Source organism: Amycolatopsis aidingensis, from assembly GCF_018885265.1.
Taxonomy (GTDB): domain Bacteria; phylum Actinomycetota; class Actinomycetes; order Mycobacteriales; family Pseudonocardiaceae; genus Amycolatopsis; species Amycolatopsis aidingensis.
Genome location: NZ_CP076538.1, coordinates 7,566,051 through 7,580,923 on the forward strand (window position 1 = coordinate 7,566,051; position 14,873 = coordinate 7,580,923).

Below are 14,873 nucleotides of genomic sequence, written 5' to 3' on the forward strand. Positions count from 1 at the left end.
GCGTTCCGTACGATCGCGGTATGCCTGCGCTTCGCCTCCGTGCCCCGATCGTACTGCCAGCCGATCCCGCCTGCTCCGTGTTACGCGATGCCGTGGTGGACGTGGACGAATCCGGCCGTATCGTCCACTGTGGACCTTATGCAGCCGCGCCGCAGACCGCGGCGGGCGCCCAGTTGCGGAACCTGCGGGGAATGCTGCTGCCCGGACTGGTGAACGCGCATGCGCACAGCCCGATGGTGCTGCTGCGCGGCCTCGGCGGAGACCTGCCGCTGCTGCGCTGGCTGCACGAGGTGATCTGGCCAGCCGAGGCCCGGCTGCGGCCGGAGGACGTCGGCGCCGGGATGCTGCTCGGCTCGGTGGAGATGCTCCGGCACGGGGTGACCACCAGCGCGGAGATGTACTTCCACGCCGAGCAGATGGCCGAATCCGTGCTGTCCACCGGTGCGCGGGTGCTACTCGGCTCGCCGATCATCGACCTGCCCGGCCTCGACCCCTCCGCGATGATCGCCGCCACCGAACGGTGGATCGATGCGGACGGGCTGCGGTTCGGGCCCGGCGACCGGGTGGAGATCTGCTACGCGCCGCACTCGGCGTACATGCTGCCGGTCGAGGCACTGCGGAAGATCGCGGACTCGGCGGGGGAACGCGACGCACTGGTGCATATCCACGTGGCCGAGGCGGCCACCGAGGACGAAAGCCAGCGCGCCGAGTACGGCTCGGTTCCCCGGCTGCTGGAGCAGGTCGGCCTGCTGGCTGGCAGGCTGCTGGCGGCGCACGGGGTGCACCTTTCCGACTCCGATATCGCACTGCTCGCCCGGCACGGCACCGGAGTCGCGCACTGCCCCGGCTCGAACGCCAAGCTGGCCTCCGGAATCGCCCCGCTGTCCCAGCTGCGGGCGGCCGCGATCCCGGTCGGACTCGGCACCGACGGGCCCGCCAGCAACGACGACCTTGACCTGTGGGAGGAGATCCAGCTGGCCGCCATGTTCAGCCGTCTGGCCACTCAGGACTCGACCGCGCTGACCGCGGGGCAGGCACTGCTGCTGGCCACCCGTGGCGGCGCGGAGGCGTTGGGCCGCACCGACATCGGCGCGCTGGAGCCCGGCCGTTGGGCGGATGTCGTGCATATCGACGTGGACCAGCCCGCCTTCGCGACCGGCCTGGACGTACCGGACGAGGCGCTGCTGGCGAACCTGGTGTGGGCGGCGGGCTCGCGCCGGGTGAGTGAGGTCTGGGTCGCCGGTGAGCAGGTGGTGGCCGATGGCGAGTCCACCAGGGTGGACCGGGCCGCGGCGCAGGCCGGGGTGGCCTCCGCCGCGGCCCGGCTGCGGGCCTGACGGAGCCTGCCGGGGCGTCAGGCCGAGTACTGGTAGGCCGGGTAGGTCAGGTAGCCGACGTCCCCGCCCTGGTAGTAGCCCGCCTCGTCGACCGGAGCGAGCGGGAGCGCGTTGCGCAGCCGCTCGACCAGATCGGGGTTGGCGATAAAGGCGCGGCCGAAGCTGATCAGGTCCGCGCCAAGGCCGAGCCAGTGATCCGCTTCGGCCCGCCCGGTCTGCTTCGGCCCCATCGGCACGACCGGGTTCATGATGAGCGTGCCCGGCCAGGCCCGGCGCAGGTCGAGCAGCACATCCTCGTCGAAGGTGGCTTCGAGATGGACATAGCCCACCTCGAGGCGAGCCAGCTCGCTCAGCAGCGCGGTGTACAGCTGCGGGACGTCGGTCTCCGCGACACCCCAGAACGTCCCGCCGGGGGAGAGTCGGATGCCGGTCCTGGCCCCGCCGACGGCCTCGACGGTCGCGGACGCCGCCTCGACGGCGAACCGGATCCGGTTGCGTACCGAGCCGCCGTAGCGGTCCGTGCGCAGGTTGGCGTTCGAGGAAAGGAACTGCGAGATCAGGTAGCCGTTGGCGCCATGCAGCTCCACCCCGTCGAAGCCGGCTGCGACGGCCCGGCGGGCGGCCTGGGCATAGGACAGGGCATGCTCGGGCACCTCGGCGGTTTCCATGGCCCGTGGCATCGGTGCGGGCTTGGGCCCGTCCGGGGTGAACACCTCGCCGGCCGCGGGCACGGCGGAGGGACCTGCGGGCTGCGTCCCGATGGTGTCCGGATGCGAGACCCGTCCGCCATGCATGATCTGGGCGACGATGCGCCCGCCGTTGGCGTGCACGGCCGCGGTCACCGGACGCCATGCGGCCACCTGCTCATCGGTGTGCAGACCTGGCGTACCCGGGTTGGACTGCCCGATCAGGCTCGGCTGTACCCCCTCCGACACGATCAGCCCTGCGCTGGCCCGCTGGGCGTAGTACGTCGCCATCGAGGCGGTGGCCAGGCCGCCGTCGGCGGCCCGGACCCTGGTCATCGGGGCCATCACCACGCGGTTGGGCAGCACCAGGTCGCCGAGCCGGTAGCTGTCGAAAAGGGTCGTCACGTCAAGGCTCCTTCGTCGTCCGCGGCGCCGGATTCCCGGGCACTACGGCTACGCTAGAACCTGACATCCATGTCAGAGGCAACGCCTCGTGTCGGGCGTCACAGCCGGGAGGTCGAGATGCGTATCGGGGAGCTGGCGTCCAGGGGCGGGGTCAGCGTCCGGTCCCTGCGGTACTACGAGGAGCAGGGCCTGCTCACCAGTACCCGGAGCGCGGGCGGGCAGCGGCACTACACGGCCGACAAGGTCGAGCGGGTCAGGTTCATCCAGCGGCTGTACGCCGCGGGCCTTTCCAGCCACACCATCGCCGAACTGCTGCCGTGTGTCGACTCGCCGAGCGAGGAGAACACCGAAGCCGCGCTGGAACGAATGGCACAGGAACGCGACCGGCTGTCCGAGCACATCGCCAGCCTCATCCACACCAGGGACGCGCTGGACGAGCTGATGGCCGCGAACCGGGCGCACCGGGAAAGTTTGCGGACAGGCGGAGGGGCCCCGGCGAGGTTCTAGGCGCTGGTTAAGAAGGTGGCTGCCTGAGGTGATGCGGGGGCGCGCGTCCGGCCGCAGGCCGCGCGCCTCCTTAAACACGGCCTAGTAGGGCGCGGGCCTTGGGCGCAGCACCAGCTCGGTGAGGTGGGCATCCGGGCTCGCGGTGACGGCGGTGCGCACGGCCTCGGCCACCGACTCGGGGCGCAGGAAGCGTTCCGGGTCGTACTCCCCACCCTCACCGGCGACCACGGCCCGCTGCATCTCGGTGTCGGTGCGGCCGGGGTAGACCGAGGTGACCCGCAGCCCGCTGCCCTCCTCCTCGGCGCGCAGCGCGTCGGCGAAGGCCCGGACCGCGAACTTGCTGGCCGCATACGGGCCCCAGCCCGGCCGCGCGTTCAGCCCGGCGCCGGAGTTGAGCACCACCACATGCCCGCGCGCGGCACGCAGGGCGGGCAGCAGCAGCCGGGTCAGCTCGGCCACGGCGACCAGGTTGACCTCGAGGTTGTCCCGCCACGCCTGGGCGCCCGCCTGCTGCACGGTGCCCAGCCGGGCCACCCCGGCGGAGTGCACCAGCACCTCCAGCCGGTCGATCTCGGCCGCGGCCGTTTGCACCGCGTCCGGGTCGGCCAGGTCGACGGCCCAGGGCCGGGCTGCTGGCAGCCTGGCGGCCTGCTCGGCGAGCGCGTCGGTGTCCCGCCCGCCGAGCAGCAGCCGGTGGGTCGGCGCCAGCGCCTGCGCGACCGCCGCCCCGATACCCCGGGACGCGCCGGTCACCAGCGCGAGTGGATCTTCTCCCATACCACCACGGTAGCGCCGGGCCGGATGCTGTGAGTGGCCCACTCACAGCTGACGTCAGCGGCAGCCGATCTTGCCGGGGAAGCCCCACCAGCCCTGGCGCCACACCGCGACGATGGCGGGGCGGGGCTGCGAGTCGCCGCCGTCCGGCCAGTGCGACAGCGGGTCGGCCGGGCTGCCGCCCTCGCCGGGGTGCTGCACGGCGACCAGGACCAGGTTGTCGGTCACCACCGGCCCGCAGGTCTCCGCGCCGACCGGCACGGTGAGGAACTGCTTGACGTACCCGCGTTCCTTGCCCTCCACCGGCACCGAGAACAGGCCGTCGTTCGAGCCGAGCGTGTTGCCGTCGGTGGAGACCCACAGGTTGCCGTAGCCGTCGAAGGCCACGTTGTCCGGGCAGGAGATCGGGCTGACCTGGTCCTTGGGGAAACCGCCGAAGTAGGTGTCGGCCTCGGCCGGGTCACCGCAGACCAGCAGCAGCCGCCAGGAGAAGCTGGTGGACGCCGCATCCCCACGGTCCTCCTCCCACTCCAGCACGTGCCCGTTGCGGTTGCCGTTGCGCGGGTTGGCCTCGTCCGCGGCCTCCTTGCCCGCGGCGCCGCGGTCGGAGTTGTTGGTCAGCGCCGCGTAGATCCGGCCGTTCACCGGGTTCGGCTCGATGTCCTCGGGCCGGTCCATCTTGGTGGCGCCCGCCTTGTCCGCGGCCAGCCGGGTGAAGACGTAGACCTCCTCCGCGGTGAACCCGTCCACAAAGGACCTGTTGCCGCTGGCCAACGGGATCCACTCCCCGGTGCCATCGAACTCGCCGTCCGATGGCAGCGTGCCGGAGCCGTCGATCTCGCTCGCCGGGGAGTCGCCGGTGAACCGCGCGACGTACAGGGTGCCATCGTCCAGCAGGGCGGAGTTGTGCCTGCGGGCGTGCCTGCTCTGACCCTTCTTGTACTTGCCGTTGGAGACGAACTTGTAGATGTAGTCGAAGCGCTCGTCGTCGCCGGAGTACACGACCACCCGGCCGTCCTTGGCGATCTTGACGTTGGCCGCCTCGTGCTTGAACCGGCCGAGCGCGGTGTGCTTGACCGGGGTCGAGTTCGGGTCGTGCGGGTCGATCTCGACCACCCAGCCGAACCGGTGGCACTCGTTCGGCTCCTCGGCCACGTCCCAGCGCTTGTCGAACCGCTCCCACTTGCGGCTGGTCTCGCCGCCGCGCAGGCCGTACCGGGCAAGGCGTTCCCGCCGCACCGGGTCGGTGACCTGGCCCCCGTTGGCGAAGTACTGGTGGAAGTTCTCCTCGCCGGAGAGCACGGTGCCCCACGGGGTGACGCCACCGGCGCAGTTGTTCTGGGTGCCGAAGACCTTCTTGCCGCTCGGGTCCGCGGAGGTCTTCAGGTACTTCGAACCCGCTGCGGGGCCGCGCAGCTCGAACTCGGTGTTGATGGTGATCCGCCGGTTGCGCCAGCTGGGCAGCACCCGCAGGCCGCCGCTGAGCTCGCGCACGGTCTGCACCACGCTCAGGCCGTGCGCGGCCCAGGCGATCTTGACCTGCTCCTCGGTCGGGTTCTCCCGGTCGTAGCTGCCCGCGGGGAACATCTGCGTCTCCGCGGTGTACTCGTGGTTGACCACCAGCAGGTTGAACCAGCCGAGCCGGTCCTGCGGGATCAGCCCGACGAAGTCGTTGTTGTAGCCGAACTGCTGCTCCTGCGCCGCCGCGGTCTGGTTGTCGAAGTCGAACTCCGGCGCGCCGGGCAGCACCTGGTCGCCCCAGCGGATGACGATGTCCTGCCGGTAGCCCTTGGGGATGGTCACCGCGTCGGCGGTGTTCGGCTGCACCGGGTCGAAGTCGGTGCCGGGGATGCCGTGCCGCGGCCTGCCGTGCTTACCGGCCAGCGCGGGGGGCACCGAACCGGGGGCCGCGGCCGCGGTTCCGGAGAGCGCGGCGAACCCACCGGCGGTCGCGGCGAGCGCGGCACCTGCCTTGAGCGCGCCACGCCGGGACATCATGTCTTTCACGACATCGCCGAAATACTCGTTGTCCGAGGTGTTGGGCGCCGGGTGGGCGCACGCGTTGCCGCAGCGGTACTCGCAGGTGACCGCGGAGCGGCCACCTGGGTGGGTGGTCGAGAGGGGCAGTAGTCGCCCAGGCTCGATGGACACGACGCCTCCATGATCACTCAGTCGGGAACGAACGAGACGCTATGTCGGCCAAACTATCCGAGCCGAAAGTCCAGGTGAACGGTTCGCGAACGACTCCGGTTAACCGCCGACCCGGTACCGGCCCTTTCGGTCGAACCTCAACGACCTGCTCAGAACTCCTCGCCGAGCAGTGCGGCACCGGCGGGCACGGTGTGCGGATCGGGGGCGCGGTCCCGGATGGCCAGCAGGCCACCGGCCACGGCACAGAGCACGGCCGCCACCAGGTAGGGCGCCTGCGCGAAGCCGAACCAGTCCGCGACATGCCCGACCAGGGTCGCGGCCAGTGCGCCGCCGAGCCAGCGGCAGAAGTTGTAGCCCGCACTGGCCACCGGCCGCGGGGCCGGGCTGATCGACATCGCGGTGCCGGTGAACAGGGTGTTCAGCAGCCCGGACACCAGCCCGCTGGCGATGATCGCGAGGACCAGCAACGGTTTGCTCGGCACCGCCATGACCAGCATCAGCAGCGCGTAACCGGACACCGCGAGCACGGTGGCGTGCCGCTCGCCGAGCCGGGCGGCCAGCCGCGGGGCCAGCACCACCCCGGCGACCGCCACGCACAGCCCCCAGCCGAAGAACACCATGCCCACGGCGATGGCACTCCACTCCAGCACGAACGGGGACCAGGCGAGCACCACGAAGAAGGCGGCGGTGTACAGCGCGGAGCCGATCGAGGTACGCAGCAGGCCGCCGTGCCGCAGCGCCCGCAGCGGGTCGAGCAGCCGGACCGGGGGCCGCCGCTCGCCCGCGTCGCTGCGCAGGAAGGTGACGCAGAGCACCAGCGCGCTCGCCATCAGCACGGCCGTGCCGAGGAAGGGCCCGCGCCAGGAGATGCTGCCGAGTACCGCACCCAGCAGCGGGCCAACCGAGAGGCCGACCCCGAGCGCGGCCTCGTAGAGCAGGATGGCGCCTGCCTGCCCACCGGCGGCGGCGCCGACGATCACGGAAAGCGCGGTCGCGATGAAGAAGGCGTTGCCCAGCCCCCAGACCGCGCGCAGGCCGACCAGTTGCTCGATGGAACCGGCCACCGTGCACAGCGCGGTGGCCAGCACGATCAGGGACAGCCCGGTGAGCACGGTCCGCTTCGCCCCGAACCGTGCGCTGGCCGCTCCGGTGACCAGCATGGCGACCACCTGCACCCCGAGGTAGGCGGAGAACAGCAGGGTGACCTGGGCCGGCGTGGCATCCAGCCCCTCGGCAATGGACAGCAGGATCGGGTCGACCAGCCCGATCCCCATGAACGCGATCACCGCGGCGAACGCGGTGATCCAGACCTGTCGCGGCTGTCCCTTGACCGCCTCCAGCAGGCTCGCGTGCCCGGCGCTCATGCACACCTCCGAAAAGTCACTTAGCAATGCTAACAATAATTGCTTAGCGTTCCGAAGTAAGTCGGCTCACAGGTACGTTGGCCGGTATGGAAGCGGTGATCTTCGACCTGGACGGGGTGCTGGTCGACTCGGAGACGGTGTGGGACGAGACCCGCCGTGCGGTGGTCGCCGAGCACGGCGGTGGCTGGACCGAGCAGGCCAGCAGGGCGCTGCAGGGGATGAGCACACCGGAGTGGGCGAGATACCTGGTGGCCGAGCTCGGCACCCGGCTGACCGCCGAGCGAGCCGCCGAGGTGGTGGTCGACCGGATGGCGCGGCGATACGCGGCAGGCCCACCGGTACTACCCGGTGCGGAAGAGGTCGTGCGCGCGGTCGGCGAGCGGTACCCGGTGGCGATCGCCAGTTCCTCCCCGCCGGTGCTGATCGAGGCGTTCCTGGCGGCCACCGGGCTGACCGGACTGGTCCGGGTCGCGCTCTCCAGCGAGCAGGCCGGTGCGGGCAAGCCGGAGCCGGACGTCTACCTGCAGGCAGCGGACCGGCTGGCGGTGGCGGCGCGGGACTGCGTGGCAGTCGAGGACTCGACCAACGGCCTGCGTTCCGCGCTGGCGGCCGGGATGACCGTGGTCGCGGTACCGAACCCGCACTTCCCGCCGGAGGAGGCGGTGCTCGCCAGGGCGCACAGCAGGCTGCGCTCGATCCGCGAGCTACCGGACGTACTCGGCGAACTCGGCTGACCGGTCACCGGCCGAGCGGTCCAGCCCCGATCTGCTCGCCCGTGGCGTCCCTGGCCAGGTACCGCAGCTGTTCCGGGCGCAGGCCGGGATCGGGCACCGTCGCGTAGAACAGCGCGGCCTCCCCGGTGCCCCCGGCCCGGGTGGTCCTGATCAGGGCACCATGATCGTTGCGCAGCTCCACTCGCTGCACCTGCGGACCCATCGCCAGCACCAGCCATTCGACCGGTGTGCCCTCATCGACCCAGTTCAACCGGTGGACCTGGAACAGGGGTGCGGTCCGCCCGGGATCGACAGCCTGCCCGCACCCCGCCGAGCCGGTGCCCTGCCGGGCCGGATCGGCCTCGTTGATCGGCATTCCGGCACGGGCCCTCCGCACACACAGCGCGGTGCCCCGCGGACCGTTCGGGTCGGTGTAGCGCAGGTAGTAGGCGCCGACGGTGTGGCGCTCGCCCTCCCACCGCACCTCACCGAGGGGATAGGGGCCCGCGAGCAGTTCGGTGCCCGCATGCGGCCGGTAGGGCAGGGTGTCCTCGGCGGCCGGAGGGGCGCCGCTGGTCGGCTCCGGCCCGGCACCGGCAACCTGGTCCCGCGGGGGCCGTTCGGTCAGCAGGCCGGGGACCAGGAAGGCCCCAACGAGCACCAGCACGGCCGCCGCGGCCGTGCCCACGCTGGCCAGCACGGCCTGCCTGCCGCGCCGCGACCCGGCCGCCAACCGCCGTTGCTGCTCTGCCCACGGGTCCTTGCTGGGCGGCAGCTCATCGGCCAGCTCCGTGAAGGTCGCGCGCAGCCGGTTTTCCAGGTCATTCATGCCGGCCCTCCACCTCGTCGATCCGCTTGCGCAGATTGGCCAGGGCATGCGAAGTGGTGGCCTTGACCGTGCCGACGGAGATGCCGAGTGTCTCGGCGATCTCGGCCTGCCCGAGGTCCAGCCAGTAACGCAGCACGAGCACCTCACGCTGCCTGCGGGCCAGCCGCCGGAGCGCGGCGCGCAGCCGGTGGTGTTCCTGCCCGACCAGCACATGGTGCTCGGCGGAAAGCTCGTCCGGCGGCAGGTCGGCCGGGGTGCGCCGGACCACCCGCAGGTGGCGCAGCCGGGACCGGCACAGGTTGACCACGATCTGCCGCAGGTAGGCCAGCGCCTTGGCGTCCTCGTGCAGGCCGTCCCAGGACTTGTGCAGCCGGACGAAGGCCTCCTGCGCGATGTTCTCCGGGTCGTCCGCGCCGAGCAGGTAGGCGAACCGTTTCATCGGCTCGAACGCGTCATGGAACAACGACGCGAACGCCGTCGGCGCGCCGTGATCCGGCGCGCCGACGGCTGGATCAGCAGCTACCGTTCGCACATCCCCGCGACGCCCGAACGCGCGCGGGGGTTTAGCCCCCGGGGTAAACGGAATCGGCTCAGCTGTCCGGGTCGCCTGCGATGAAGCGCTCGACGGCGGCGTGCGCGTCGGAGTCGGAGTACTGCACCGGCGGCGACTTCATGAAGTAGGAGGAGGCCGAAAGCACCGGGCCACCGATGCCACGGTCCTTGGCGATCTTCGCGGCCCGCACCGCGTCGATGATGATGCCTGCCGAGTTCGGGGAGTCCCAGACCTCGAGCTTGTACTCCATGTTCAGCGGCACATCGCCGAAGGCACGCCCCTCCAGCCGGACGTAGGCCCACTTGCGGTCGTCCAGCCAGGAGACGTAGTCGGAGGGGCCGATGTGCACATTGCCCTTGCCGAGATCCCGGTCGACCTGCGAGGTCACCGCCTGGGTCTTGGAGACCTTCTTGGACTCCAGCCGCTCCAGTTCCTTCATGTTCAGGAAGTCCATGTTGCCGCCCACGTTCAGCTGCATGGTGCGGTCCAGCTGGACCCCGCGATCCTCGAACAGCCTGGCAAGGACCCGGTGCGTTATGGTCGCGCCGACCTGCGACTTGATGTCGTCGCCCACGATCGGCACCCCGGCCTCGGTGAACTTGGCGGCCCACTCCGGGTCGGAGGCGATGAACACCGGCAGCGCGTTGACGAAGGCGACCTTCGCGTCGATGGCCGCCTGCGCGTAGAACTTGTCCGCCTCCTCGGAGCCCACCGGCAGGTAGGACACCAGCACGTCCACCCCGGCTTCCCGCAGCGCGGCTGCGACGTCCACCGGCGACTCGTCGGACTCCTCGATGGTCTCCCGGTAGAACCGGCCGAGCCCGTCGTGGGTGTGCCCGCGCTGCACGGTCACCCCGAGCGGCGGCACGTCCGCGATCTTGATCGTGTTGTTCTCGCTCGCGACGATGGCTTCCGAGAGGTCCCGGCCGACCTTCTTGGCATCCACGTCGAACGCGGCGACGAACTCGATGTCGGAGACGTGGTAGCCGCCGAACTGCACGTGCATCAAGCCTGGCACGCGCGAGTCAGGTTCGGCGTCGCGGTAGTACTGGACGCCCTGCACCAGCGACGCCGCGCAGTTGCCAACTCCTACGATGGCCACCCGCAGGTTCTCGCCCATGCCGGTTTCTCCTTACTCGTGATTTGCGTGTGGTCTCCGCCGGGCGGCGGCGAGTCAGGTCTGCTGACCGCGCTGCTCGGCTTGTTCGTGTGCGATCAACTCGTTGAGCCAGCGCACCTCCCGCTCGCTGGTCTCCAGCCCGAGCCGATGCAGCTCGCGGGTGTAGCGGTCGATCTTCTCCTCGGCTCTGCCCAGGGCGGCGCGTAGTCCCTCGCGGCGCTCCTCGACGCGACGGCGCCTGCCCTCCAATATCCGCATCCTGACGTCGGCCGGTGTCCTGGAGAAAAACGTCAGGTGCACACCGAAACCCTCGTCGTCCCAGGTCTGCGGGCCGACGTCGGCGAGCAGTTCGGCGAACCGCTCCTTGCCCTCGGCGGTGAGCTTGTACACGCGCCGGGCCCTGCGGCCCCAGCCACTCCTGCTCTGGGTCCTGGAGCTCGTCCTCGGCTGACTCGGGGTGGATTCACCCACCTCGAGGTCTTCGGGCTCCTCGACGATGAGGCCCGCTCGCTGCAGCCTGCGCAAGGTCGGATACAGCGAGCCGTAGGAGAACGTGCGGAACATGCCGAGCGTCTCGTGTAGCCGTTTGCGCAGCACATAACCGTGCATGGGGGCCTCGTGCAGCAACCCGAGGACTGCGAACTCCAGCACGATCAACCCCCTTTCGGGAACAAACGACTCCGCCGGACGTTGCAGTGTCCACGCGGTCATCCAGCCACAACCTACCGGTTCATTATATCGCCTCGATACATCGACGTGGTGTATCTAACCTTCTTGAGGTACGCGGGTAGTACCTCAGTGTTCACGAGAGAGTTATCGAATTCCCGGCGTGTCGGCTTAGTAACCACGGTCCTTACCCAGAACGGCCCACCGTGCACCCGGCTGGAGCACGTACTCTGTGGACGTGCGAACCCAGCGGCATGTCGTGGACTACACCTTGCAGCGCCGAGCGCTGCTCGCCGGATACCGGGCGGGCAGGGTCGGCGCCGACGAGGTCTGCGATGCTGGGCCGTACCTCCTGCGAGCTGCGAAGTTCCACGGCAGGCCGGGCGGATGGGACTGCCCCGTCTGCCGCCGGGAGGCGTTGACCCTGGTCTCCTGGGTCTACGGGGACGAGTTGAAGCACGCCGCCGGTTCGGCCAGGACCCCGGAGGAACTCGAGCGGATGGCCAACCTCTTCGGTGAGTTCACCGTCTATGTCGTAGAGGTGTGCCGGGCGTGCCGCTGGAACCACCTGGTCCAGTCGTACGTCCTCGGTACCGGAACACCACACCGGCGTTCGCGGAGGACCGCGGGCCAGTGAGGACCGGGAACATCGCTGTGCTCTTACCGACCCCCTGGCGGGGCCCGCACGCAGGCAACGGCAGGACGGCGCGCCCCGAAGCGCCGGTCCGGGAGGCTCAATCGTGAACGATCACCGCTGGCCAGGACAGGACCCCGAAGGCAGGCACGAGCAGTGGCCGCCAGGCGAGGGCCGTCAGGACTCCGGCCCGCAGTGGCCCACCGGTGACGAGCCGCCCCGCCCGCCCCGGCAGGGCAGGCCGCCCCAGCAGCCACCCTGGCCCCCGCAGCAGCCTCGCTGGCCGGGCGCGGAGGATCAGGGCCCGCGCTGGCCGGGCGGCCAGGACCCGGACCACGGCGGGCAGCGGCAACGGCCCGCGCAGCGGCCCCAGCAACCAGGCCAGGCACCGCCCCCGCAGGGGCCGTACCGGCCACAGGACCCGCGCGGACACCGGCCACCGCAACCGGGGCAGCCACCGCAAGCGGGCGGGCGGCAGGGGCCACAGGGACCAGGGCGGGGACCTGGCCAGCCATCCGGCGGCCGCCCGCCTGCGGGGCCGCCACCAGGCGGCAGGCCGGGACAGCCAGGACACCGGCAGCCACCACCCGGGCCGCAGGGCCCCGGCGGACCCGCGGCCGCCGGGGCGGCTGGCGCTGTCGGAGCGGCCGGAGCGGGGCAACCACCACGCCACCCCCGCGTCGAGCAGCCGACCGGCATGGTCGGCCGCCGGATCGGCCCGGAGGACCGGGAACCCGAGCTGCTCACCCATGACCACCACGGCGCGGGCCCGGACGATCCCGACTACGGGTACGGGCCGGAGGACTGGCCGGACGACGACGAGCAGCAGCTGTACGAGCACGGCCTGGACGAGGAGGACGAGGAGCCGCGAGGCAAGAACGGCAAGCCGCCGCTCACCCCCCGGCAGCGGAAGAAACGCCGCTGGCGGCGGATCCGGCGCACGCTGTACGCCCTGTTCGGCCTGTTCGTGGTGCTGCCCGCGCTGGCCTTCACGATCACGTACTTCCTGGTGGACGTGCCGACCCCGGAGGAGGTGGCCGCGGACCAGAACAAGGTGGTGACCTACCTCTTCGACGACGGTTCGGAGATGGGTAAGGACGTGCCCCCCGGCGGCAACCGGGTGCTGCTGAACTACAGCGAGATCCCGGAGATCACCAGGAAGGCCGTCTACGCCACCGAGGACGCCACCTTCGAGACCAACTCCGGGTTCGACGTCACCGGCATCATGCGCGCGGTGTACAACCAGGTCACCGGCGGGGTCGGCGGCGGATCGACGATCAGCCAGCAGTACATCAAGGTGGCCACCCAGAACGACGAGTACAGCTACACGCGGAAGTTCCTCGAGCTGGTCAAGTCCTTCAAGATGAACCAGCAGCAGGAGAAGAGCGAGATCATCACCGCGTACCTGAACACCATCTACTTCGGGCGCGGCGCCTACGGGCTGCAGACCGCGGCGCAGGCCTACTTCGGCAAGGACGCCAAGGACCTGAACGCGTCCGAGTCCGCCCTGCTCGCCGGGCTGATCCAGCAGCCGGGCCGCTCGGAGAACCCGGAGGTGGCCACCGAGCGGTGGAACGTGGCGCTGGACCGGATGGTGGAGAACAAGTGGCTGGGCAAGGCCGAGCGGGACTCGATGCAGTTCCCCGAGATGATCCCGCTGGAGCAGAGCAGGCCGAACACCATGAACCAGGGGCCAGCCGCGTTCATCAAGCAGCGGGTGAAGGCCGAGCTGGAAGCCAAGGGGTACCCGGAGGAGAAGCTGCAGGCCGGCGGCTACCGGATCCACACCACCATCGACCCGGAGGCGCAGAAGCTCGCCGTGCAGGCCGTGAACAAGGTGATGAAGGGCCAGCCGGAGAACCTGCGCAAGGCACTGGTCGCCGTGAACCCGAAGTCCGGCGGGGTGATGGCCTACTACGGCGGGCCGAACGAACCGGGAGTGGACCAGGTGGACTGGGCGAACACCCAGCGCAACCCCGGCTCCTCGTACAAGCCCTTCGACCTGGTGGCGCTGCTGCTACGCGGCAAGGGGCTCGGTGAGACCTACGACGGCCGGTCCGGGCGCACCTTCGAGGGCCGCGAGCAGGTGGTGAACAACGCAGGCCCGAACTCCAGCTGCAGCGCGCAGTGCACGGTGGCGGAGGCGATGAAGCGCTCGGCCAACACCGTCTTCTACCAGATGGTGATGGAGGACACCGGGGTGCAGGCGGTGGTGGACGCCGCCCTCGCCGCGGGGATCCCGGAGAGCCACGGCGACAAGAAGACCATGGACGAGCCGACCGGCAACATCTCCATCGGCGGTGGCCGGGTCGAGGTGACCCCGGAGGACATGGCCTCGGCGTACGCGACCTTCGCGGCCGAGGGCATCCACCACGAGTCGCATTTCGTTTCCAAGCTGGAGAAGTCCGACGGCAGCCTGGTGTTCGAGGTGGACAAGAAGGGCGAACCGGCCTTCGACTCCGACGACTCCAAGCGCAACGCCCAGATCGCGGGCAACGTCACCAAGTCGCTGGAGCCGGTGCTGCCGTTCTCCGACCTGGACTGCGCGGGCAACCGGGACTGCGCAGGCAAGACCGGAACCCACCAGTCGACCGCGAACGAGGGGGAGAACTCACAGGCCTGGATGGTCGGTTACACCCCGTCCATCTCGGCCGCGGCCTGGGTCGGCACCGGCCGGGACGAGGCGATCAAGGACAAGCGCGGCAGGAGGATCTACGGCAGCGGGCTGCCCGGTGAGATCTGGAAGGAGTTCATGGACTCCTACCTGAAGGGCAAGCCGAAGGAGGAGTTCCCGAAGGTCGACCTGATCGGCAAGGAGGTACGGGACTACACCCCGCAGACCCGGGACCGTAACCCGACCACCGAACGGGAGCCGGAGACCTCCGAGCCGGAGACCTCCGACCCGACGAAGACCTCCTCGCCCCCTACCTCGATCACCATCCCGACCCCGCCGACGAACACCAAGCCGGGTAACAGCACCGGTCCGCCGGACGGGGACGACGAGGGCATCGGGCTGCTGCCCGGCCGCGGGGGACGCGGGGACGAGTAGCAAGGCCCGGTGTAGTGCCATGGGGCCGCTCATGGACCCGCTGACGGGATCGGCGACCTCCACGGCGCATGCCGCCCGGCAGCGA

At 70.5% G+C, this 14,873-nt stretch carries 14 protein-coding genes; 5 read left to right on the forward strand and 9 right to left on the reverse strand.

The genetic code is table 11. The features are described from left to right. Positions 1–20: 20 nt before the first annotated feature. Positions 21–1,337 (forward strand): amidohydrolase family protein, encoded by a 1,317-nt coding sequence (locus tag KOI47_RS34885; RefSeq protein WP_216212060.1) that lies wholly within the window; start codon positions 21–23, stop codon positions 1,335–1,337. A gap of 17 nt (positions 1,338–1,354) precedes the next feature. On the opposite strand, the gene KOI47_RS34890 is transcribed toward KOI47_RS34885, so the two are convergent. Continuing rightward, complete coding sequence (locus tag KOI47_RS34890) at positions 1,355–2,428, reverse strand: alkene reductase (protein ID WP_216212063.1); 1,074 nt, start codon at positions 2,426–2,428, stop codon at positions 1,355–1,357. Positions 2,429–2,545: 117 nt separating this feature from the next. On the opposite strand from KOI47_RS34890, the gene KOI47_RS34895 reads away from it, so the two are divergent. Next, positions 2,546–2,935, forward strand: coding sequence for a MerR family transcriptional regulator (locus tag KOI47_RS34895; protein WP_216212065.1), 390 nt, complete (start codon positions 2,546–2,548; stop codon positions 2,933–2,935). A gap of 81 nt (positions 2,936–3,016) precedes the next feature. Here KOI47_RS34895 and KOI47_RS34900 read toward each other — a convergent pair whose 3' ends face one another. From KOI47_RS34900 to KOI47_RS34910, 3 genes are all read right to left on the reverse strand, one after another. Beyond that, entirely contained in the window at positions 3,017–3,712 is a 696-nt protein-coding gene (locus KOI47_RS34900; RefSeq protein ID WP_216212068.1) for an SDR family oxidoreductase, read from the reverse strand. A gap of 54 nt (positions 3,713–3,766) precedes the next feature. Continuing rightward, complete coding sequence (locus KOI47_RS34905; protein ID WP_216212073.1) at positions 3,767–5,860, reverse strand: PhoX family protein; 2,094 nt, start codon at positions 5,858–5,860, stop codon at positions 3,767–3,769. A gap of 149 nt (positions 5,861–6,009) precedes the next feature. Continuing rightward, the gene (locus KOI47_RS34910; RefSeq protein ID WP_216212076.1) at positions 6,010–7,224 is read right to left on the reverse strand and encodes an MFS transporter; all 1,215 of its coding nucleotides are present in this window, start codon (positions 7,222–7,224) and stop codon (positions 6,010–6,012) included. An 86-nt stretch (positions 7,225–7,310) separates the two neighbouring features. On the opposite strand from KOI47_RS34910, the gene KOI47_RS34915 reads away from it, so the two are divergent. Beyond that, positions 7,311–7,958 (forward strand): HAD family hydrolase, encoded by a 648-nt coding sequence (locus KOI47_RS34915; protein WP_216212078.1) that lies wholly within the window; start codon positions 7,311–7,313, stop codon positions 7,956–7,958. Positions 7,959–7,962: 4 nt separating this feature from the next. Here the strand turns inward: KOI47_RS34915 and KOI47_RS34920 are convergent, their stop codons facing one another. Genes KOI47_RS34920 through KOI47_RS34935 form a run of 4 tightly spaced genes read right to left on the reverse strand, consistent with a single transcriptional unit; the run spans position 7,963 to position 11,090 of the window. Continuing rightward, positions 7,963–8,766 carry a hypothetical protein gene (locus tag KOI47_RS34920; protein ID WP_216212081.1) on the reverse strand — a complete coding sequence of 268 codons (804 nt, stop codon included), beginning with the start codon at positions 8,764–8,766 and terminating at the stop codon, positions 7,963–7,965. Continuing rightward, on the reverse strand, positions 8,759–9,298 hold the full coding sequence (locus KOI47_RS34925; RefSeq protein WP_269756685.1) for an RNA polymerase sigma factor: 540 nt from the start codon (positions 9,296–9,298) through the stop codon (positions 8,759–8,761). Before KOI47_RS34925 ends, KOI47_RS34920 begins: the two co-directional genes overlap by 8 nt. Before the next feature lie 58 nt (positions 9,299–9,356). Then, entirely contained in the window at positions 9,357–10,439 is a 1,083-nt protein-coding gene (locus tag KOI47_RS34930) for an inositol-3-phosphate synthase (protein WP_216212087.1), read from the reverse strand. A gap of 54 nt (positions 10,440–10,493) precedes the next feature. After that, positions 10,494–11,090 carry a PadR family transcriptional regulator gene (locus tag KOI47_RS34935; protein WP_216212091.1) on the reverse strand — a complete coding sequence of 199 codons (597 nt, stop codon included), beginning with the start codon at positions 11,088–11,090 and terminating at the stop codon, positions 10,494–10,496. A 253-nt stretch (positions 11,091–11,343) separates the two neighbouring features. Between KOI47_RS34935 and KOI47_RS34940 the strand changes: the two genes are divergently transcribed. Then, entirely contained in the window at positions 11,344–11,742 is a 399-nt protein-coding gene (locus KOI47_RS34940) for a DUF5318 domain-containing protein (RefSeq protein WP_216212095.1), read from the forward strand. 97 nt (positions 11,743–11,839) lie between these two features. Here KOI47_RS34940 and KOI47_RS34945 read toward each other — a convergent pair whose 3' ends face one another. Then, a complete protein-coding gene (locus KOI47_RS34945) occupies positions 11,840–12,490 on the reverse strand; it encodes a hypothetical protein (RefSeq protein ID WP_216212098.1) in 651 nt (216 codons plus the stop codon). Here KOI47_RS34945 and KOI47_RS34950 point away from each other — a divergent pair. Beyond that, complete coding sequence (locus KOI47_RS34950) at positions 12,437–14,788, forward strand: transglycosylase domain-containing protein (RefSeq protein WP_216212103.1); 2,352 nt, start codon at positions 12,437–12,439, stop codon at positions 14,786–14,788. The genes KOI47_RS34945 and KOI47_RS34950 overlap by 54 nt on opposite strands. Positions 14,789–14,873 lie beyond the last annotated feature (85 nt).